The organism is Kitasatospora sp. NPDC041988 (assembly GCF_055588525.1).
The window spans coordinates 34,535-54,769 of record NZ_JBVJCO010000001.1 but is presented as its reverse complement, the minus strand read 5'-3'; the positions used below and the strand labels follow the sequence as shown (position 1 = coordinate 54,769).

Annotated in this window: 17 protein-coding genes; 6 read left to right on the top strand and 11 right to left on the bottom strand. The window is 72.6% G+C overall.

Translation table 11 applies throughout. The features are described 5' to 3' along the window. Position 1 precedes the first annotated feature (1 nt). Positions 2-2,287: a protein kinase domain-containing protein gene (locus tag ACZ6NC_RS00280; RefSeq protein WP_465727313.1), complete on the bottom strand. Its 2,286-nt coding sequence runs from the start codon at positions 2,285-2,287 to the stop codon at positions 2-4. 334 nt (positions 2,288-2,621) lie between these two features. Here ACZ6NC_RS00280 and ACZ6NC_RS00275 point away from each other — a divergent pair, with 334 nt between their 5' ends. After that, complete coding sequence (locus tag ACZ6NC_RS00275) at positions 2,622-3,347, top strand: DUF4232 domain-containing protein (protein ID WP_465727312.1); 726 nt, start codon at positions 2,622-2,624, stop codon at positions 3,345-3,347. A 35-nt stretch (positions 3,348-3,382) separates the two neighbouring features. Here ACZ6NC_RS00275 and ACZ6NC_RS00270 read toward each other — a convergent pair whose 3' ends face one another. Continuing rightward, entirely contained in the window at positions 3,383-3,949 is a 567-nt protein-coding gene (locus ACZ6NC_RS00270; RefSeq protein WP_465727311.1) for a Uma2 family endonuclease, read from the bottom strand. A 264-nt stretch (positions 3,950-4,213) separates the two neighbouring features. Here ACZ6NC_RS00270 and ACZ6NC_RS00265 point away from each other — a divergent pair, with 264 nt between their 5' ends. Together ACZ6NC_RS00265 and ACZ6NC_RS00260 are read left to right on the top strand one after the other, a co-directional pair. Next, positions 4,214-6,547, top strand: coding sequence for an Orn/Lys/Arg family decarboxylase (locus tag ACZ6NC_RS00265; RefSeq protein ID WP_465727310.1), 2,334 nt, complete (start codon positions 4,214-4,216; stop codon positions 6,545-6,547). A gap of 155 nt (positions 6,548-6,702) precedes the next feature. Continuing rightward, entirely contained in the window at positions 6,703-7,260 is a 558-nt protein-coding gene (locus ACZ6NC_RS00260) for a GNAT family N-acetyltransferase (RefSeq protein ID WP_465727309.1), read from the top strand. A gap of 187 nt (positions 7,261-7,447) precedes the next feature. Here the strand turns inward: ACZ6NC_RS00260 and ACZ6NC_RS00255 are convergent, their stop codons facing one another. Next, the gene (locus tag ACZ6NC_RS00255; RefSeq protein ID WP_465727308.1) at positions 7,448-7,888 is read right to left on the bottom strand and encodes a nuclear transport factor 2 family protein; all 441 of its coding nucleotides are present in this window, start codon (positions 7,886-7,888) and stop codon (positions 7,448-7,450) included. 120 nt (positions 7,889-8,008) lie between these two features. Here ACZ6NC_RS00255 and ACZ6NC_RS00250 point away from each other — a divergent pair, with 120 nt between their 5' ends. Then, on the top strand, positions 8,009-8,581 hold the full coding sequence (locus ACZ6NC_RS00250) for a TetR/AcrR family transcriptional regulator (protein WP_465727307.1): 573 nt from the start codon (positions 8,009-8,011) through the stop codon (positions 8,579-8,581). 126 nt (positions 8,582-8,707) lie between these two features. Here ACZ6NC_RS00250 and ACZ6NC_RS00245 read toward each other — a convergent pair whose 3' ends face one another. The 4 genes from ACZ6NC_RS00245 to ACZ6NC_RS00230 all read right to left on the bottom strand — a co-directional run bounded on the left by ACZ6NC_RS00245 (position 8,708) and on the right by ACZ6NC_RS00230 (position 11,231). Next, the gene (locus ACZ6NC_RS00245) at positions 8,708-9,463 is read right to left on the bottom strand and encodes a zf-HC2 domain-containing protein (RefSeq protein ID WP_465727306.1); all 756 of its coding nucleotides are present in this window, start codon (positions 9,461-9,463) and stop codon (positions 8,708-8,710) included. Further along, positions 9,460-10,041, bottom strand: a complete 582-nt coding sequence (locus ACZ6NC_RS00240) for a sigma-70 family RNA polymerase sigma factor (protein ID WP_465727305.1) — start codon at positions 10,039-10,041, stop codon at positions 9,460-9,462. The genes ACZ6NC_RS00245 and ACZ6NC_RS00240 overlap by 4 nt, the downstream gene beginning before the upstream one ends. 93 nt (positions 10,042-10,134) lie before the next feature. Further along, a complete protein-coding gene (locus ACZ6NC_RS00235) occupies positions 10,135-10,725 on the bottom strand; it encodes a hypothetical protein (protein WP_465727304.1) in 591 nt (196 codons plus the stop codon). 206 nt (positions 10,726-10,931) lie between these two features. Then, on the bottom strand, positions 10,932-11,231 hold the full coding sequence (locus ACZ6NC_RS00230) for a hypothetical protein (RefSeq protein ID WP_465727303.1): 300 nt from the start codon (positions 11,229-11,231) through the stop codon (positions 10,932-10,934). 207 nt (positions 11,232-11,438) lie between these two features. Between ACZ6NC_RS00230 and ACZ6NC_RS00225 the strand changes: the two genes are divergently transcribed. Continuing rightward, complete coding sequence (locus tag ACZ6NC_RS00225; protein WP_465727302.1) at positions 11,439-12,197, top strand: DeoR/GlpR family DNA-binding transcription regulator; 759 nt, start codon at positions 11,439-11,441, stop codon at positions 12,195-12,197. 66 nt (positions 12,198-12,263) lie between these two features. Here ACZ6NC_RS00225 and ACZ6NC_RS00220 read toward each other — a convergent pair whose 3' ends face one another. The 4 genes from ACZ6NC_RS00220 to ACZ6NC_RS00205 form a co-directional block, all read right to left on the bottom strand. Beyond that, complete coding sequence (locus ACZ6NC_RS00220) at positions 12,264-13,184, bottom strand: carbohydrate ABC transporter permease (protein ID WP_465727301.1); 921 nt, start codon at positions 13,182-13,184, stop codon at positions 12,264-12,266. After that, on the bottom strand, positions 13,181-14,137 hold the full coding sequence (locus ACZ6NC_RS00215; RefSeq protein ID WP_465727300.1) for a carbohydrate ABC transporter permease: 957 nt from the start codon (positions 14,135-14,137) through the stop codon (positions 13,181-13,183). The genes ACZ6NC_RS00220 and ACZ6NC_RS00215 overlap by 4 nt, the downstream gene beginning before the upstream one ends. Positions 14,138-14,270: 133 nt before the next feature. Further along, positions 14,271-15,584, bottom strand: a complete 1,314-nt coding sequence (locus tag ACZ6NC_RS00210) for an extracellular solute-binding protein (protein ID WP_465727299.1) — start codon at positions 15,582-15,584, stop codon at positions 14,271-14,273. A gap of 178 nt (positions 15,585-15,762) precedes the next feature. Continuing rightward, positions 15,763-17,529, bottom strand: a complete 1,767-nt coding sequence (locus ACZ6NC_RS00205; RefSeq protein ID WP_465727298.1) for a glycoside hydrolase family 35 protein — start codon at positions 17,527-17,529, stop codon at positions 15,763-15,765. Positions 17,530-17,832: 303 nt separating this feature from the next. On the opposite strand from ACZ6NC_RS00205, the gene ACZ6NC_RS00200 reads away from it, so the two are divergent. Beyond that, positions 17,833-20,082 carry an RICIN domain-containing protein gene (locus tag ACZ6NC_RS00200; RefSeq protein ID WP_465727297.1) on the top strand — a complete coding sequence of 750 codons (2,250 nt, stop codon included), beginning with the start codon at positions 17,833-17,835 and terminating at the stop codon, positions 20,080-20,082. The last annotated feature ends 153 nt before the right edge of the window (positions 20,083-20,235 follow it).

The window sequence follows — 20,235 nt, the reverse complement described above, 5'->3', positions numbered from 1 at the left end:
CTCAGGACCCCTTCGCGGGCAGGGAGGTGATCGTCCGGGTGGCCGTGTCGGAGACGCAGAGCCGTCCGGCGCCGGCCGTCCAGGCCAGCTTCAAGGTGTCCTTCCCCTTCAGTCCGGAGTACTTCCAGCGGGCCTTCCCGTTCGCCGGGTCGAGGGCCCAGATCACGGCGTCCGGCCCCATCCGGTAGAGGTTGCCGTCGGCGCAGAGCAGGCGGGCCCCGAGGAGGGCGGCCTCCGGAGAGTCGAGCGGCAGCGGCGTCCTCCAGCCGGTGCGACCGTTCGCCGGGTCCAGGGTGCCCACCGAGTACCCGCCGTCCGCGTCCCTCCGGAGGAAGTACAGAACGCTGCCGTCCTCGCTGCCGGGGAAGCCGTCACCGCGCGGGGCGGCCCCGACGACGCCGCTCACCGTCCACACCGGGCTGCCCTTGTCGTCCGGGTCCAGGGCGGTCAGCGTGCTGTCCTTGTCGAGGGCGAGGACGTACTTCCCGGCGGTGCCGAGGCTGAGCGGCGGGAGCCTGCGTTCCCAGGCGACCCCGCCCTTCGCGTCCAGGGCCTTCAGCTGGTCGAAGTTGGAGACCACGATCCGGTCGCCCGGCAGCAGCGCCGTCTGGACCAGCGTCGTGTCCTCGCCGTGGACCCAGAGGCTCCGGCGGGCGGCGAGGTCCACCGCCCAGATGTGGGTGCCACTCGGGGCGGCTCCACGGTCCTTGCCGTCGCCCGCGCCGAGCAGGTAGGCCTTGCCGGCGCGAATCCCGGCGAAGGCGACGACGCCCGTCAGGTTCTTCTGGTCCTGCGCCAGCCTCCAGTCGAGCTTCCCGTCGGCCAGGGTGAAGCTCAGGAATTCGGGCGCCAGTGCCCCCTGGCCGGAGACGTGGAGCCGGCCGCCGTCCAGCCCGGCGACGGGCCGCGGGGTGGTCGGGTCGATCGCGAAGACGCCGCCGGTGGTGGTGCCGTCCACCGTCCACTTGGTCTGCCCGGCATCGTCCACGCCCCAGATCTTCAGGATGGAGACGCAGACCACCACGCCTTCGGCGGAGAGCACCTGGGGGCAGGGATTCGGCTGCGTCACCTGCCAGCTCGGTCTGGCCTCGGGTACGTCGAGGCCGGACGGGCGCACGAGGGCGGTCGGCGTACCGCTCGAAGCGCCGGCCGTGGCCGTGCCGCCGGCACCGGCGCTGCCGCCGCGGTCGCTCAGCAGGGCGATCGTGGCGGCGGCCCCGGCCGCCGCGAGCACACCGCCGCCGGCGCCGAGCAGCACGGCCCGGCGGCTCGGGCGGCGGCCGGGTACCGCGTCCTCGGGCGCCCGGTCCGCGGGGAACGGCGGCGTGGCCTCGGGCGGGCCCTGCGGCGTGACGTGTGGCGAGCCGTCCGGTGGACCGGCGGGAGGGGCCGGCATCGGCCCGGGCAGCGCCGTCAGGACACCCCGGACGCCGAGGACGTCCGCCGCGACGGCCTGCGGGAGCCAGCCGCCCGCCGGATCCGGGCGGCCGATCCGCTCCACCAGCTCGACGAGCTGGCCCGGCGCCGGGCGGTGGTTCGGATTCTTGGCCAGGCACGCGGCGACCAGGTGCCGGATCCCGTCCGGCAGCCCGCCCAGGTCCGGTTCGGTGTTCACCACGCGGAACAGCACCGCCGCCCCGGCGCCGTCGCCGAACAGCCGGGTGCCGAGCGCCGCGTAGGCGACCGTCGAGCCGAGCGCGAACACGTCACTCGCGGGGGTGAGCGGCTCCCCCAGCGCCTGCTCCGGCGACATGTACGGCGCCGAGCCGATGACCGCGCCCGTGGTGGTCAGCCCGGTGCCGTCGGCCGCCCGGGAGATGCCGAAGTCGATGACGTGCGGCCCGTCCAGCGCCAGCAGCACGTTGCCGGGCTTCAGGTCACGGTGGATCAGCCCGGCCCGGTGCACCTCGGCCAGCGCCTCCGCCAGCCCGGCCGCCAGCGTCCGCACGGTCTCCTCGGGCAGCGGGCCGTGCCGGGCCACCGCCTGCTGGAGGGAGACGCCGACCACGAACGCGGTCGCCATCCAGGGCGTCGCGGCCTCGGTGTCGGCGTCCACCACCGGCGCGGTGAACGCTCCGGCGACCTGGCGGGCCGCCGCGACCTCCTGCCGGAAGCGCGCACGGAAGGACCCGTCCTCGGCCAGCTCCGGCCGCACCACCTTGACGGCGACGGTCCGCCCGCCGGCCGACCGCCCCAGATACACCGCGCCCATGCCGCCGGACCCGAGCCGCCCCATGAGCGTGTACGGCCCGACCTGTTGCGGGTCCGCGGCGCCGAGTTGCTCCAACGTCTCCCCCTCCCGTGAGCCCTCACAGGCTAGGGGGAACGCGGCGGGCATGACAGGCGATCATCCGCTTTCCCACAAGATGCCCTCGGGGGAGACGGCGGGACCGGTCACCGGCGGCCGGGTGCGCACAACCGTCGCCGGGGCGGCAAAGCGGCGGCGCCGTCCCGTACCGGCATTCCAGGCTCGCGCGTTTCCGCAGGTCAGCAGGCATGGAACGTCCCGGCGTCCCGGATCGGCGGCCGGGCCTGGCGGGTGGGACGACCTCCGGGCCAGGGTGGTGCCCCGACGCACCGGACGCTGCGTCACACCGTACGAATGACAACGGGGAGTTCCGATGACCACCTTCCGCAGCCGCACCACTGCCCTGGCCGCGGTGAGCACCGCCGCACTCGTCCTGACCGTCAGTGCCTGCAACGGCGACGGCGGCGCTGCCGGAGGCGGAGGCGGTGCGGCGACCAAGGCCGCCGCACCGGCCGCACCGGCCGCCTCACAGACGCAGCCTGCCCAGGGTGCCGGGGCTTCACAGGGCTCCGGGGCTTCACAGGGCGCAGGGACCGGGAGCGGCACAGGGACCGGGGACAGCGCCGGTGCCGCGCAGCCCGCCGCCACCAAGGCCCCCGCCCCGACGGCCGCCGCTTCCACGCCCCTGTGCGCCGTCAAGGACGTGGCCATCAGCGCCGCCCACCAGGACGGGCCGCCCTACACTCACATCGTCCTGACCGCCAAGAACACCAGCGGCCACAGCTGCAGGCTCAATGACTACCCGCAGATCCAGTTCCTCGAAAGCCACCGCGAGAACGTCCCCGCCGTCGCCAAGAGCAAGCCCGCCGCCCCCGTCGTCCTCGCCCCGGGCGCCCCCGCCTACGCCCTCGTGAAGCTCTCCAACGGCGGCGTCCACGAGAACAACGAGCCCGTGACCGCGTTCTCCGTCACCCTGAGCGGCAGCAACGGCCAGACCACCGTCAAGGCACCCGGCGCCGAAGGCATCGCCGTCGACCCGGCCGCCTGGGCCACCGGCTACTGGACGCCCGAGCTGCGCAACGGAGCCGACGAGTTCTGACCCGCGCGGGCCGGGGCTGCACTGCGGGGCCGGGGTCAGAACCCCGTGGTGTCGAGTTCGAGCGCCAGCGGGGCCGGCAGTTGCAGCGGGGTGCCGAACGGATGCGGCCCTTCCACGCGGGTGTAGCCGAGCTGTCCCGGCTGCGAGAACAGCGTGCACGTGCGTTCCTGGCGGTCCACCAGCAGGTAGACCGGAGCGCCGAACTGCGAGTAGCGGCGTCGCTTGGCCGTCCGGTCGGTGTCGCCGTTCGACGGGGACGTCACCTCGACGACCAGCACGGTCTGGTCCGGCAGCAGCGCGCCTTCGGTCCTGGCCAGTGCGGCGGGTACCACCGCCAGATCCGGTACATAGAAGTTCTCCGTGCCGGGCAGGTCGAGGTTCCCGGACCCGGCGCGGAGATCGAGTTCGCGCATGCGGGGCCCGATCTGTTCGCGGATCAGGTCGACGGCGGTCTCATGGGCCCAGGACGGCGACACGGGGGTGATGACTCCCTCGACGATCTCGACGCGGTCACCCGCGATGTGCCGAATCGCGTACTTCAGGGCCTGCTCCGGGTTGGGCACCCGGCTGTAGTCCCCCGGGCCGGCCTGCGCTGTACTCACGTGCTGCTCTCCTGATCCGGACTTCAGCCCTCGGACGGACCGGTGACAGTCGGGCGTGCCTGCCGCACCCCAACCGCTACCAACCGCACGGCCGGGGGCACCTCGTAACGTTACGCGCGTACGGGCCCGCCGGCGTCACGCACGGTACGCCGGCTGCCACTCGATCGGGCGAACAAGGTGGCAAAAGTCTCTGGCACGTGCCCTCCGACGCTGACACTGAGGCGATATCAACGCCTCCTGATCAGGGAAAGAGTGTGGTGGCCGATGGGGAAGAGCGCGGTCCTGCTGGCATTGCACGAGGGTCCGGTGCGGACGGGCGCCGCCGGTGAGCAGCTCCGGCGGGTCGGCAAGGAGTTGGAGAACCGGGGCTTCGAACTTCGGTGGGCCGGCACCGCCCGGGACGCGCAGGCCGTGCTGCAGACGGAGGCGGGGCTCGCCGCGGCCGTCGTCGCGTGGGATCTCGCGCCCGGCGGCGAGCCCGGTGCCGGGCCGGACGGCGCGGAGAGCGGCGGTGCCGCCGTGCTGCGGACGATCGGGCGGCGTTTCAAGGGCCTCCCGTCGTTCCTCGTCCTGTCCGACGCGGAGCGGGAGTTCGAGGCGCTACCGCTCTGGGTCTCGGAGGTGGTGACCGGCTACATCTGGCCCCTGGAGGACACTCCGGCCTTCGTCGCCGGCCGGGTCGCGGCCGCCGCGCGGACGTACCACAGCGACATCCTGCCGCCGTTCTTCAAGGCGCTGTGCCGGTTCGACGACGCGCACGAGTACTCGTGGCACACCCCGGCCCACTCGGGCGGCGTCGCCTTCCTCAAGTCCCCGGCCGGGCGGGCGTTCTTCGACTACTACGGCGAGCGACTGTTCCGCACAGACCTGTCGATCTCGGTCGGCGAGCTCGGCTCCCTCTTCGAGCACAGCGGCCCGATCGGCGAGGCCGAGCGCAACGCCGCCCGGGTCTTCGGGGCCGACCGCACGTACTTCGTCCTGCACGGTGACTCCACGGCCGACCGGATGGTGGGCCACTACAGCGTCACTCGCGACGAGATCGCCCTGGTGGACCGCAACTGCCACAAGTCGGTGCTGCACGGGCTGGTGATCTCCGGCGCCCGCCCGGTCTACCTCGTGCCGACCCGGAACGGCTACGGGCTCGCCGGGCCGCTGCCGCCGACTCGGACGGATCCCGCGGCGGTGCGCGCCCGGATCGCGGCCAACCCGCTGACGGCCGGGGCGGTCGCCTCGGACGCGCAGTACGCCGTGATCACCAACTCGACGTACGACGGCTTGTGTTACGACACCGTCCAGACCGCCCGCGCGTTCGCGCCCAGCACGCCCCGGCTGCACTTCGACGAGGCCTGGTTCGCCTACGCCCGCTTCCACCCGCTGTACGCGGGCCGCTACGGTATGGCGGTCGGCCCGGAGACCTTCGACGACCCGCTGCGGCCCACCGTCTTCTCCACGCAGTCGACGCACAAGCTCCTCGCCGCCATCTCCCAGAGTGCGATGGTCCACGTGCGGTCGGCTCCCCGGGCTCCGGTCGAGCACGAGCGGTTCAACGAGGCCTTCATGATGCACGGCACCACCTCGCCGTTCTACCCCGGGATCGCCTCGCTGGACGTCGCCACGGCCATGATGGACGGCCCGCAGGGGCAGTGGCTGATCGACGAGGCGGTCACCGAGGCCATCCGGTTCCGCCAGGCCGTGGTGCGGACGGCGCGGCGGATCGCCGGCGCCGGCGACCGGCCCTCGTGGTTCTTCGGGGTGTGGCAGCCGCCCACCGTCACCGATCCGGCCACCGGAGAGCGCTTCGACTTCGCCGACGCGCCGTCCGCGCTACTGAGCCGTGAGCCGCGGTGCTGGCATCTGGAGCCGGAGGCCGAATGGCACGGCTTCCCCGATCTCAGCGAGGGGTACTGCCTGCTCGACCCGATCAAGGTGACCATCACCTGTCCGGGCGTCACTGCCACCGGAGAGACGGCCGACTGGGGCGTTCCGGCCAGGATCCTGACCACTTACCTGGCCGCCCGCGGCATCGTCGTCGAGAAGACCGACAGCTACAGCACCCTCGTCCTCTTCTCCATGGGCATCACCAAGGGGAAGTGGGGCACCCTGATGGACGCCCTGATGGACTTCAAGGCGCTGCACGACGGTGACACGCCGCTCGACCGTGTCCTGCCCGGCCTCGTCGAGCAGTCTCCCCACCGCTACGCCGGCCTCACGCTCAAGCAGCTCTGCCGACAGATGCACGAGCACCTGACCGGGGCCGAGCTGATCGACGCCCTTGACACCGCGTTCCGCGAGCTGCCCGAACCGGTGGCGCCGCCCCAGCACTGCTACCAGCAGCTGATCCGGGGCGGCACCGAGCGGCTGCCACTGGCGCGGGCCGCCGGCCGGGTGGCCGCCGCGATGGTCACGGTCACGCCGCCGGGGATCCCGGTGCTGATGCCGGGCGAGGCCGTCGGCGAGGTCGGCGGTCCGCTGCTGCGCTACCTGGGAGCGTTGGAGGAGTTCGACCGGCAGTTCCCCGGGTTCCGCAGCGAGACGCACGGGGTCACGATCGACCCTGCGACCGGCGACTATCTGATCGAGTGCGTCCGGCAGTCGTGACCGGCTGCGCGGAGCCGGCCCGGGCACCAGCGCCCGGGCCGGCAGGGGATCTGTCGCCATGACCGATCCTGTCCGGTCTGGGCCGACCTCGCCGTAACGGCGGGGCGCGCCAAATTCGATTGCGGGGGCGCCCTCGTGGCTGTAAACCATGTGACATGCTACTGACCTCCAAGATCGCCCTCCGGGCCCGGCACGACAGCGACGTCCCCGTCCTGCAGGCGGAACTGTACGACGACGTCGCGACCCGCTCCCGAGCCGACTCCCGCCCCTGGCAGCCCATCTCGCCGGGGGCCGCCGAGTCCCCGTACGCCGTGGCCGCACCCTCCGAGGAGGCGGCCTGCTTCTCGGTGGTCGAGCTCGCGTCGGGCGAGCTGGCCGGCGAGGCGCTGCTCTGGGGTATCGACACCCACAACCGCGGCGCCCACCTCGGCATCGCGCTGCGTCCCGCCTTCCGGGGCCGGGGCCTGGCGCGCGAGGTGGTCGACGTCCTGTGCCTGTACGGCTTCACCGTTCGCGGGCTGCACCGGCTCCAGGTCGACACCCTCGCGGACAACGCGCCGATGATCGCCGCCGCGACCGGTGCGGGATTCGTCCTCGAAGGGACCTTCAGGCGCTCCGCGTGGACGTACGGCACCTACAGCGACGAGGTCGTCCTCGGCCTGCTCGCCGAGGAATGGGCCGGACCGGCGGCGGTGGCGGCCGCTCGGGCCTGATCCACCGGTCCGGCGTCACACCTCACCGTCGGGCCCGACGTCACGCACCGCCGTCGGGCCCGACCCGCGCGGCCGCCTCGGCGTCGACGGTGGCCAGCAGCTCGGGCAGTGAGCCCGGGAACGACCCCCGGCCAGGCCACCGACGCGCCCGGTCCGCCGGTCGCGGTGTTCATGCGTCCCGCACGCGCTACCTGCCCTCCAACGCCTCCACCAGCTGAGGCAGGGCGCCGCCGGCCACGATGAGGGCGAGATGGTCGTGGAAGTCCCGGCTGCTGACGATCAGGCCGTCGCGGACCCGCAGTACCTGCATGTTGGCACTCTGGAAAGTCCGTCCGGTCACCCGGTGGTGCACCTTGTAGTCGAACTCGGCGACGACCACCTCCGGGTCGTCGGTCTCCCGGACCACCACGTTCACCGGGGTCAACTCCACCGGCGAACTCGCGGAAACCTCCGCGAACCGCTCCCTGAGCACGGCCCGCCCCTCGAACCGGCGCGGCCCGACCGGCTCGAAAACGGTCTCCACCACCGCGTCTTCGGCATAGAGCTCGGCCAGTTCCGAGTACCGCCCTGCGCCGATGCCCTCGATCAGCTTCCGGAAGACCTCGCGCGGTGACAGCGTCTTGGACATGATCAACCCCCAGCAGTCTCTGCCGCTAGAATCGGACTAGCGACTCCGTTTTCAACGATACGGACTGGCGACTCCGGTTGTCCACAGTGGTACCGCCATCGGCGCGGGAGGGAGAGTGGGATGAGCGACGCTCAGGATCGCCCGCTGCGGGCCGATGCGGCCCGGAACCGGGCCAGGCTGCTCGATGCGGCCACCGAGATCTTCACCACCCGCGGCGTCGGCGTGCCGACCGAGGAGATCGCCCGGGCCGCCGGCGTCGGGGTCGGCACCCTCTTCCGGCACTTCCCCACCAAGGAGGCGCTGCTGGAGGCGGTGATGGTGCGCAGACTGGAGGAGCTGGCGGCCCTGACCGCGCAGTTGGCGGCCGAGGCCGATCCGGCCGAGGCCTTCTTCGGCTGCTTCCGCCTGGTGATCGAACAGTCCGCGGGCAAGAACGAGTTCACCCAGGCGCTCGCCGCGGCCGGGGTGGACGTGCATGCGTCCCTGCGGGAGCCGACCGCGCAGATCCAGGCCCGGCTGGCCGAGCTGCTGTCCGGGGCTCAGCGGGCCGGGGTGGTCCGCGCGCAGCTGGGCCTGCCGGAACTGATGGCCCTGCTGGTCGGTACCGGCGCGACGATGGAGCAGCTCAGGGCCGACCCGGCCGCCCGGGAGCGGATCTTCGAGGTGGTCTTCGACGGACTGCGGCCACGCTGACGGCCGGTGGGACGGCCGGTCGACCACGGGTGGAGCCGGGTGAACCCGGGGCGGGCCCCGACTGCGACCCGTCAGGGAGGCGGCTCCCGGGGCCCGCAGGCGGAAGCCACCGCCGCCGGCCGGAGGTCAGGAAGCCCGGAGCGGAATCGACACGAGCTGCCGGCCGTCGTCGGTGCGCACCTCGAAGTGGTCGATCTCGGTGGCCGGGAAGCCGACCCCGCCGTGGGTGACGAGCGGGTCGGTGGCACCCGGCACGCCGTAGCCGGCCGGGGGCACCGCCCAGCTGGTGACGGGCTGTTCCCTGCCGGAGCGGGAGACCGCGATCAGGGAGCAGTTCAGCGGGCCCTGGACGTTGCCGAGCTTCAGGGCGACGTGGGTGCCCCACTTCTTGTCCTCCAGCGAGACGGTCGCCGCCGCACCCGTCCTCGGGTCGGTGGCGCTGTGGAGCTCGCCGCTGTCCATCAGCCAGGAGGCTGGGCTGGTCGGGTGGTGGTCCGCCGATGCGACGGTGTCGGCGCCGCGTACGGCCGCGCCGAGCAGGGGGCCGCCGATCAGCAGCGCGACGACGGCGGCCACCAGGAACAGCCGGCGGGTGCGGGCCGTCCGGCGGGTGGCGGCGGTCCGGGCGACCAGGCGGTCGAGCAACTGCGGGCTCGGCTGCGGCAGTAGGTCAGGGGCGGCCGCGCCCCGTGCGGCGCCGGCCGGTCGGGTGGCCTCGGCGAACTCGGCCAGCAGCGGCTCCAGGCCGGACAGCTCGGCCAGCTCGGCGGCGCACCGCGCGCAGCCTTCGAGGTGTGCCGCGAACTGCGCCGTCTCCCCGGGTTCGAGCAGCCCGAGGGCGTAGGCACCCACGTCCAGGTGCAGTCCCTCCGGGGTGGTCACGATGTCACTCCTCGTTCCTCGAGTGCGATCTTGAGTGAGCGCAGCGCGTAGAAGACCCTGGCCCGGACGGTGTCGGCCGGGAGGTCGAGCGCCACGGCCGCTTCGTTCACGGTGCGGCCCTTGAGGCAGGTCTCGGCCAGCACCTCGCGATGGGCGGGGCTGAGGGCCTCCATGGCGTCGGCCATCGCCATCAGCCGCAGGGCCTTGGCGAGTTCGTCCTCGGCGGGCATCGACTCCAGGGCGGTGTCGTCGGCTTCACGGGGTTTCGGGAGGCCGCTGCGAGGCCCGTGGAGGACGATCCGCCGGGCGACGGTGACCAGCCAGGGACGCAGCGAGCCCTGGCGGCCGTCGAGCCGGTGGATGTTGCGCCAGGCGCGGAGGAGGGTCTCCTGGACCACCTCCTCGGCCCGCAGCTGGTCCCCGCCGACCAGGTGGAGGACGAAGCGCAGCAGTGGGGCGGCGTGCTCCCGGTGCAGGGCGCGGATCAGCTCCGCTCCCGCGTCGGTGTCGGTGCCGGCGCCGGGCCCTCGCCCGGTGGCCGCCGGAGGGTAGTCGCTCACGGCCGTATCGTGCCGCATGGGTCTCTCCTCGTCGAGGCCGGGCGGGGCGCGGTTGCGGGCGGCGGGTGCCCCGGGGGCCGGGCGGGCCGCCGCCCGCGGTCCGAGGGGGCGTCAGTAGGAGGAGCCGCCGGCGGGCTGGGCCGCCTGGGCCTTCTTTCCGTCCGGGGTGCTGATGAACCAGGTGCCGCCGACGCCCTGGCCCTTGGTGTCGCCGGGGGCCTTGTCGTCGGCGAAGCGGTACAGCGGCCAGCCGTTCAGGGTGAGCTGCTTGGTGCCGTCGGCGCGGGTCACCGAGCCGACCAGCTTGGCGTCCACGCCCTTGACAGTGGCCTGCTCGCTCACGGGCACCGGCGGCCACTTCGCGGCGCAGGCGTCGTTGCAGTTGGAGGCGGAGGGCTTGGCGGTGTCCTTGTCGAAGCGGTACAGCGTGTAGTTGAGGCCGTCGATGACGATCGGCCCGAACTGCGGCGAGGTGACGGTGGCCAGCGAGCCCTTCACCGCCGCCTTGCCCGGGTCGGAGCTGCCCGGCGCGGCCGGCGTGCCCGGCGCGGCCCCGGTGGGCGAGGCCGACGTGGCCGGCGCGTTCGGCGTGGTCGGGGCCTGGGCCGCCGGGGCCGGGTCCCCGTCGGGGCCGCACGCCGTGGCGAGCAGGGCGACGGCCGTGGCGGCGGCGAGGACGGCGGTGCGGCGGAACGCGTACATGGTGTTCTCCCCCGAGGGTGTGAGGTCCGGTCGGCTACGGCGAGCACCCGCCTCATCGGCTGCGGCCCCGCCCGTTGCCCGTCAGTACGGAGGGCGCGGCCGATGTACTCAACGACCCGGCAGATTTCTTTCCGGGCCCTCCTGGGGGGGCGCGGGCGGCGCCGGTGGTCGGCCCCACCGGGCCGGACACGGCAGGCGCGTCCGGGTCAGGCCCGGTGGTTCGCGGCGCTGCGTTCGGCCTCGCGGAACTGGCGGACGAGGCCGTCCAGTTCCTTGGTGGCCCGGTCGAAGGCGGTGCGGGAGCCGGGGGTGGTCATGCGGGTGGGGTAGCTGGCGGTGAAGTCCTTCACGGCTTCCAGGAGGGCGGCGGCCGCGGCCAGGAGGGGTGGTTCGTCGGCCAGGACAACGCGGTCCCGGTCTCCTCGGCCCGGGGCGACGACGGTGTCGCGCAACACCTTCTCGACCTCGCGTACCGCGTCGGTGATCGCCTTCAGCCCGCCGTCCATACCTGCCCCGATCGTGGATCGATCTCTCGTCTCCCGCGATTGTTCCAGCCGCCGGCCGGGTTCATGCGCGCAGAACCGATTCCGCCGGGGCTGCGCCGTGCAGCTGTCCGGACCTGTGAGTGGAACTGATTGCCAGGCGCCTGTCATGGTCATCTTCGTTCAGCTGACCCCGGCTCGGTGCGCGTCCGACCGGGCTAGACTCGGGGCATGCTCAAAGCTGATCGCGCCGCCCGCATCCTCTCGCACGTCACCGAAGCGGGGAGCGCCGATGTGCACGCCCTCGCCGAGCTGCTGGGCGTCTCGACCGCGACCGTGCGCCGCGATCTCCAGGAGCTCCACGAACAGGGCCTGCTGCACCGCACGCGCGGCGGCGCGGTGACCGGATCGGTCAACCTCGAACTGCCGCTGCGCCACCGCAGCGAGAAGCAGCGGGACGAGAAGCGCAGGATCGCCCAGGCGGCGGCCGAACTCGTGCCGGACGGCGCGGTGGTGGGCCTCAGCGGCGGCACGACCACCAGCGAGCTGGCCCGGGTGCTCGCCGAGCGGAGCGGCCTCACCGTCGTGACCAATGCGGTGAACATCGCGGCGGACCTGATCGTCCGCCCCGAGGTGCGGCTGGTGGTGATCGGCGGGATCGCCCGCACGGCCAGCTACGAGCTGGTGGGCCCGGCCGCCGACCGGATGCTGTCGCAGTACCACCTGGACATCGCCTTCATCGGGGTGGACGGCCTGACCGCGGAGGAGGGCTGCACCACGCACGACGAGATGGAGGCCCAGACGGACCGGGCGTTCCTGCGCAGCAGTGCGCGATCGGTCGTCCTCGCCGACAGCACGAAGGCCGGCAAGGTCACGTTCGCGCGCATCTGCCCGCTCTCCGACGTCCACGACCTGGTGACGGACGACGGCCTCTCGGACGAGCAGCAGACGGCGTTCACCAACTGCGGCGTGCGGGTCCGCCGGGCCTGACCCGGCCCCGGCGGCGCATGGCTGCACATGACTGTGCGCCGCCGGCACAACGGCGGCGCCGTGGCCTCAGGCCTTGACGCCGCCCGCCGTCAGGTCGGTGCGCCAGAACCGTTGCAGCAGCAGGAAGGCGACGACCAGCGGGACGACGGAGACCAGGGAGCCGGTGACCACCAGGTTGTACGGGGTGTGGTCCTTGAGGCCGTTCCAGTAGTAGAGGCCCAGGTTGACCGGCCACAGCTTCTGGTCGGAGAGCGTGACCAGCGGCAGGAAGAAGTTGTTCCAGATGGTGGTGAACTGGAACAGGAAGACGGTCACCAGCGCCGGCGAGAAGATCCGCAGGACCACCGTGAAGAAGATCCGGAACTCCCCCGCGCCGTCCATCCGAGCGGCCTCCAGGATCTCGTCCGGGACGGACGCGGCGGCGTAGATCCGGCTGAGGTAGACGCCGAACGGGCTGATCATGCTGGGCAGGAGGACCGCCCAGACGGTGTTGACCAGGTGGGCCTTGGACAGCATCAGGTAGACCGGCAGGGCGAGCAGCGGCGCGGGCACGAGCACGGCGGCGAGGATCGTGTTGAACACCGCCTCCCGGCCCCGGAAGCGGTACTTGGCGAGCGCGTAGCCGGCCATCGCCGCGAGCAGCGTGGCGGCCGCGGCGCCGACCCCGGCGTACAGGACGGTGTTGAGGAGCCAGCGGAAGTAGAGGCCGTCGTTGGCCGTGGCCAGGTCGTGCAGGTTGTCGCCGAGGTGGAAGGCGGAGAACCAGAAGCCGTCGCTGCCGAAGAGGTCGCTGCTGCTCTTGGTGGAGGCCACCAGCAGCCACCACGCGGGGAGCAGGAAGTAGGCGGAGAGCACGAAGAGGACGGCCGTGCCGAGGACATTGGGCCGGGGACGGCGGCCGGGGACGGACCGGCGGGCGGGGCGCCCGGGCCGGGCAGCCGTGGGATCGGCGTCCGAGGGGCGGCGTTCGAGGTCGACGGTGCTCATGCGGCCACCCGGTTTCCGGTGATGCGCACCGAGAGGCGCAGGAAGGTGAAGGACAGGACACAGGTGGCGAGGGCCAGCAGGACGGCGATCGCCGCCGCCTTGCCGTAGTCGTTGTTGCCGAAGGCCGCGTTGTACGCCGCCATGTTGGGGGTGTAGTCGGCGGAGACGGTCGAGGCCAGCGAGTGCAGGACCATCGGCTCGGTGAAGAGCTGGAGGGTGCCGATGATGGAGAAGATCCCGGTCAGCACCAGGGCGGGGGCCACCAGGGGGATCTTGATGTGCCAGGCGATCCGCCAGGGCCCGGCGCCGTCGAGGTCGGCGGCCTCGTACAGGTCGCTGGGGATGGCCTGCAGGGCGGAGAGGATGACCAGCATGTTGTAGCCGGTCCAGGTCCAGGTGACGATGTTGGCCATCGACCACAGGACGGTGTCCGAGGAGAGGAGGTCGGCGTCGATGCCGAGGTCCTTGAGGCCGGACACCAGCGGGCTGGTACCGGGCAGGTAGAGGAATGCCCAGAGGATGGTGGCCACGACGCCGGGGATCGCGTACGGGAGGAAGTAGGCGAGCCGGAAGAACTTCCGCAGCCGGGTGCCCTTGGCGTCGATCAGCAGGGCGAGGCCGAGGGCCAGCCCGAGCATCAGGGGGACCTGGACGGCGCCGAACAGCAGGACCCGCCCGATGCCGGCGAGGAACGACCCGTCGCCCAGGGCCGCGGTGTAGTTGTCGACTCCGGCGAAGACCGTCTTGGCCGGGCCGAAGCCGAGGCCGGAGCGCTCGATCCGGAAGAGGCTCTGCCAGACCGCGTACCCGATGGGCAGCAGGAACAGCGCGGTGAAGAGCAGTCCGAAGGGGAGCAGGAAGCCGAGGGCCGCGCGGTTGCGGGCCGGCCCCCGTCGGGTGGTGGCGGCCTTCGGGCCGGTGCGGCCCGTCACCACCGGGGTTGCTGCGCTCATCTGGGGTTCTCTCTCGTGCTGGCGGTCGGTCGGTCCGCCGGTCGGTGCGTTGCGTTGCTCAGTGCGCTGCTCGGTGCCCGGGTGGGCGGACCGTGCCGTCCGTCAGGTGCGCGCGGTCCGCCCACGGTCCGGGTCAGCCGGCGGTTGCCGTCAGCCCCTTGGCCTTCATCGCCTCGACCGTCTTGTTCTGGACGGTGCCCAGGGCGGCGGTCAGGGCGCCGTGGGAGGAGACGGCCGCGCCGAAGGCGTCGGTGAGGTCGCTGGAGGTCTGGGTCATGGTCGGGCCCCAGTTCCACGGGGCGGCCTGCGTCGACGCCTGCTTGAAGACGTCGAAGATCGGCTGGTTGCCGAAGTACGCGCTCGGCTTCGCCAGGGCCGGGACGGCGACGCCGCTGGTGGAGGCCGGGTAGATGCCGGCCTTCTCGACCAGGGTGGCGACGGCCGCCGCGTCGGTGCTCATCCAGTTGGCGAACTGCAGCGCCGCCGCGGTGTTCTTGCAGCCCTTGACCACCGCGGTGGAGGAACCGCCGTCGTTGCCGACCGACTTGGTGCCGTCCTGCCACTGCGGCATCGGGGCCACCGCCCACTTGCCGGAGGCCTGCGCCGCGTTCTGTTCGAGGATGGAGGAGAACCAGACCGGGCCGGGGTACGCGGCGAGCGTGCCGTCCTGCAACTCCTTGTAGAGGTCGGGGGTACCGCTCTGCTCGGACTTGACCAGCCCCTTGTCGACCAGGCCCTGCCAGTAGTTCGCCACCTTCGCGGTGCCCGGGTCGCTCCCGAGCGAGACCTTCCAGCCCTTGCTGTCGGTGCCGAACCAGCTGCCGCCGGCCTGAGCGGACATGCCGGCGAACCACCAGGGGTCGTCCGGGTTGAAGACGCTGAGGTAGCCGTTCGGGTTGGCGGCGCGCAGCTTGCCGGCGTCGGCGGCGAACTCCTCCCAGGTGGCCTGCGGCTTCAGGCCGTACTGCGCGTACAGGTCGGTTCGGTAGTAGAGCGCCATCGGGCCCATGTCGACCGGAATTCCGTACACCTGGCCGCCGACCTTGACGGAGTTCCAGGCGCCCTCGCCGAAGCCCGACTGGTACTTTCCGGCCTCGCTGCCGACGTCCTGGACCGCGCCCTCCACGACGAAGCTGGGCAGCGACTCGTAGCCGACCTGGGCCAGGCAGGGCGCGTTGCCGGCCTTGACGGCCGCGAAGATCTTGGCGTAGCCGCCCTTGCTGCCGGAGACGATCTTCTCGAACTTGACCCGGACGTCCGTGTGTGTCGCGTTGAACTGGGCCGCCGCCTCCTCGTAGCCCGGCGCCCAGCCCCAGAAGGTGACCTCGGCGGTCCCGCCGACCTTCGAACCGCCGTCGCCGCCCGAGCTGCAGGCCGCGATGCCGGAGAGCAGCGGCAGTGCCGTGGCGGCGGCCAGCAGTCGGGTGCGGATTCGTGTCTTCGCCATGGATCTGGTCCTTTGGATGCTGGGGGATCTGATTGGGGATGCCCGGAGTTCTGCTCTCGAATGTTTATTTCTGATGAGTATTGTTCAGAATCGAGCATCTGCCTAGAGAGAGCAGGGCAACGAAGCGGTCTCGGTTTCGACACGGCCCGCCCCTCGGCGAGCCGTGTCGCCGTCGGTGTCAGCCCAGGTCGGGGCCGGGGACGAGGTCCACGACGGGGTCGGCGCAGTGGTCGAGTTCGAGGACGGTGATCTCGTTCGACCCGCTGCGCACAACCGGCCACGGCAGGTAGAGCGTGCACTGCGGGCCGCGGTCCCAGTAGCGGCCGAGCAGGAAGCCGTTGACCCAGACGTAGCCCTTGGTCCAGCCCGCCAGCGCCAGGTAGCCGTCGGCCGGCTCCGCGACCTCGAAGGTGCCGCGGTGGAAGGCTGGGCCGGGGCCGGCAGCCGGCGCCACCGCCGCGTCCCAGGGGAGGCGGTCAGGCGTGCCGTCGGCCAGCGGCATGGGGTCGGCGGTCCACCCTTGCAGGTGTTGCTGGGTGTGCAGGACGGCGGCGACCCCCTTCCGGTCACCGATCCCCGCCCCGTAGTTCACGCGGCCCATCGACTCGACCAGGAGCTCCAGCCGGGCCTGTGGACCGGGCACCGGGACGAGCAGCGGTTCGTGCTCGGCGTCGCGCTCCAGGGTCGCGAGGTGGGCGCCGTCGACGTGGACGTGGGCCCGGTCGGCGAGCCCCGCGACGGTCAGCGGGTACTCCGCACGCGGGCCGGGAATCGTGGTCCGGTAGCGGACGAGGCCGTGCGCAAGGCCGAGGTCCTCGAAGGAGAGAGGGACCGCCGAACGGACCGCCCCGGTGGAGAGGCGGTCGACGACGTCCGCCAGCGGCAGCGACCGGTCGAGCTCCACCCGGCACGGCGCCAGCGTGGCCGGCAGCTCCTCGGGCTCCGGCACCGGGCCGTCCGCGTACGCCGCCAGGACCTCGCGGAACGCCCAGAACTTGGCGGTGGGGGCGCCGCGTTCGTCCAGGGGCGCGTCGTAGTCGTAGGAGGTGACGATCGGCAGGTAGCCCTCGCCGGTGCGGGGGTCGGCGGTGTTGGCGCCGGCCCAGGTGCCGAAGTTGGTGCCGCCGTGGGCCATGTAGAGGTTGACGGACGCCCCGGCTTCCAGGATCTCGCGCAGGGCCGCGGCGGCGTCCTCGGCGGGGCGGGTGGTGTGCTTCTTTCCCCAGTGGTCGAACCAGCCGTTCCAGAACTCCATGCACATCGGCGGGTCCTGGGGGCGGTGGCGGCGCAGTTCGGCGAACGCCTCGTCGGCGCGGCTGCCGAAGTTGACGGTGGCCAGCTGCCCGGGGAGGGTACCGCCGGTGAGGAAGAAGTCCTCCGGCCCGTCGGAGGTGAACAGCGGGACGTCGATCCCGCGGGCGCGCAGGCCGTCGGCGAGGTGGGCGAGGTAGTCCCGGTCGGTGCCGTAGGAGCCGTACTCGTTCTCGATCTGGACCATCAGGACGTTGCCGCCGCGGGTGCTCTGGTGCTCGGCCAGGAGCGGGATCAGCGCGTCGTACCAGCGGTCGACGTGGGCCAGGAAGCGCGGGTCGCTGGTACGCAGCGGCAGGCTCCGGTCGGCCTGGAGCCACCAGGGCAGGCCGCCGTTCTCCCATTCCGCGCAGATGTAGGGGCTCGGGCGGACGATCGCGTGCAGTCCGGCGTCCGCGGCGGCGCGCAGGAAGGCTCCGAGGTCGGCCCGGCCGGTGAAGTCGTACATGCCGGGGCGCGGCTCGTGCAGGTTCCAGGGGACGTACGTCTCCACGGTGTTCAGTCCCATCGCGCGGAGCATGCGCAGGTGGCTCGGCCACTGCGCGGGCAGGCTGCGGAAGTAGTGCAGGGCGCCGGAGAGCAGGCGCAGCGGGCGTCCGTCGAGCGTGAAGCCGGCCGGGGAGATCTGGAGCATGCGGTCCTCGGGGGGTCGGTGCGTGAGGTATGTGAGGAGTGTGGGGCGGGTGCGCGCGGGGAGTGTGGAGGCGCTGCCGTCTGCCGATACATGGCGCGTTGGGGCTAGATTCAAGCAGCTTCGAACAGTTTAGGAAACCAGAAATGCAGATTTCTGATCGAAGGTGTTGACATCTGTGTGTTACGGGGCCGGATACTGCATGGCGCTGCACATGACACCGCTGCACCCGACGCTGCTCCACCCGACACCGCGACCGGCCCCCCACTGCCGCTCGCCCGCGCCCCCTGCCGCGAAGGAGACCCCGTGTCCGCCCCACCCCGCAGAGCCCTCGCCGCCGCCCTCGCCCCGGCGCTCCTGGCACTGAGCGCGGGCGTCGCCGCGCCCGCCTCGGCCGCACCGCCCGCGCCCACCCCGACCGCCGCCACCGCCGCCACGTACACGGTGAGCGTCGGAGCGCCCGTCACCTACCGGCACCCCACGGACACCCCCGCCGTCCCGTACACCGACAAGGACGGCACGTTCTGGTTCCAGCAGTCCGCCGCGCTGTACGGCGCGACCGAGCCGCGGTACTGGGACTTCTTCACCGGCCGCGACTTCGACTCCGCCACCCGGTCGAGCGCGACCAGCAGCGCCGTCAACCCGGCCAACCCCGGCGACCGGAACGACGACACCACCTGGCGGTGCAACAACAGCCCCACCGGCCTCACCGCGAGCTACGCGCCCGCCGGGTCCTCGTACTCCCAGAAGAACTTCTGCGACCTGTCCGGCGTCTGGGTCGACCCGGACACCGGCCACTGGTACGGGCTGGTGCACAACGAGTTCACCCCGCAGCCCTTCGGCGACGGCCTCCACTTCGACGCCGTCGACTACGCGGTCTCCACCGACCAGGGCCGGACGTGGACCATCAAGGACCACGTCATCACCTCGCCCTACAGCACCACACGGGGCGACACCGCGGCCTTCCCCCACCAGACCTTCCACTACGGCGACGGCGACCAGCGCCTCTTCGTCGACACCGCCTCGGGCTACTTCTACGTGTTCTACGGCTCGCGGATCGTCGAGAAGGGCGGCGGCTGGAAGGCCTTCCACGAGCACGTGGCCCGGGCGCCGATCTCCGCGAAGATGGCACCCGACTCGTGGCAGAAGTGGTACGACGGCGCCTGGTCCCAGCCGGGCGTCGGCGGCCGGGAGAGCAACATGGTGCCCGCCGACCCCGCCCACCCGACCGGCTACACCCCGGCCGCCGGCGAGTACGACCCGGCGAACCCCGGCACCGTCGCCCAGCAGGTCGCGGCCGGCACGATGCCCCCGACCTCGCCGCTGTTCGTCATGGACATCACCTACAACGCCTACCTGGGGCTCTACATCGGCGAACCCCAGGCGGTCGACCAGAGCGGCTCGGCGCCCCAGCAGTACTACGCCACCGACGACCTCTCCACCCAGAAGTGGGTACCGATCGGCGACACCGGCGGCTACCACACCGCGTCCTGGTACCGGTGGTTCCTCGACGGCGCGAACCGGACGAGCTCCACGATCGTCGGCAAGTCCTTCCGCTCGTACTGCGCGTTCGGCTGCTCGGGCGGCGCGTCCGGCGAGTACGTGAACGTGACCATCGGCAGCTCCGCACCCGCCGCTCCCCCGGTCGACCTCGCCAAGACCTACCGGATCGGCAACGCCGACGGCCGGGTGCTCGCCCAGGTACCCGGCGGCCCGGCCACCACGTCGGTGGCCACCGCCACCGGATCGGCCCTGGAGTCCTGGACCTTCGCCGCCAACGGCGACGGCTCCTACCGGATCGCCAACGCCTCCACCGGCCGGCTACTGGGCGTCGACTCCACGGCCGTCGCCGGCCGGGCCTGGGGCGCCCTGCCCACCGTCACCGCCGCCGGCACCGACGGGCCCGGCGTCGGCCAGCAGTGGTTCGTCGTCCCCGGGAGCTCCTCCGCCGGGGCCGCCACCGGCACGTTCAAGCTGGTCAACCGCTACAGCGGCCTCGTCCTCGGCCTCTCCGCCGCCGGCGGCCGGACCGCCGAGACCACCCCCGTCCGGAGCTGGACCGACACCAGCGGCAACCCCGTCGGCGGCACCCGAAGCGCCGCCGAGCAGACCCTCACCCTCACCGCCACCGGCACCGCGCCCAACCCGCCGCTGGACGGCACCCACACCCTGACCGTCTCCGGCAAGGCCCTCGACGATCCCGGCCACTCCACCGCCCAGGGCACCCAGATGGTCACCTGGACACCCAACGGCGGCGCCAACCAGGACTGGGTCCTCACCCGGCAGGCCGACGGCAGCTACCAGATCGCCAACGGCGAGTCCAAGCTCTGCCTGGACGTCAACGGCGGCTCCACCGCGGCCGGCGCCAAGGTGGTCCAGTGGACCTGCACCGGCGGCAGCAACCAGCGCTGGCTGGTCACCGCGGCCCCCGGCGGCTACCGGATCGCCTCCCGCAAGAGCGGCCTGCTGCTCACCACCGCGTCCGCCGCCGACGGCGCGCGGGTCACCCAGCAGGCCGACACCGGGTCGGCGTTGCAGCTCTGGACGATCGGCTGAGGCCACGGCCGCAGCCCCCGCAGGACGTACCGGGCCGGGGGGGGGGGGGAGGGGGGGGGGGGGGGGGGGTGCCGTTGGGGGGGGGGGGGGGGGGGGGGTTGCGGTGTGGGGGGGGGGGTGTATGGGGGACCTCCCCAGCCCCTCTCGGGCCCC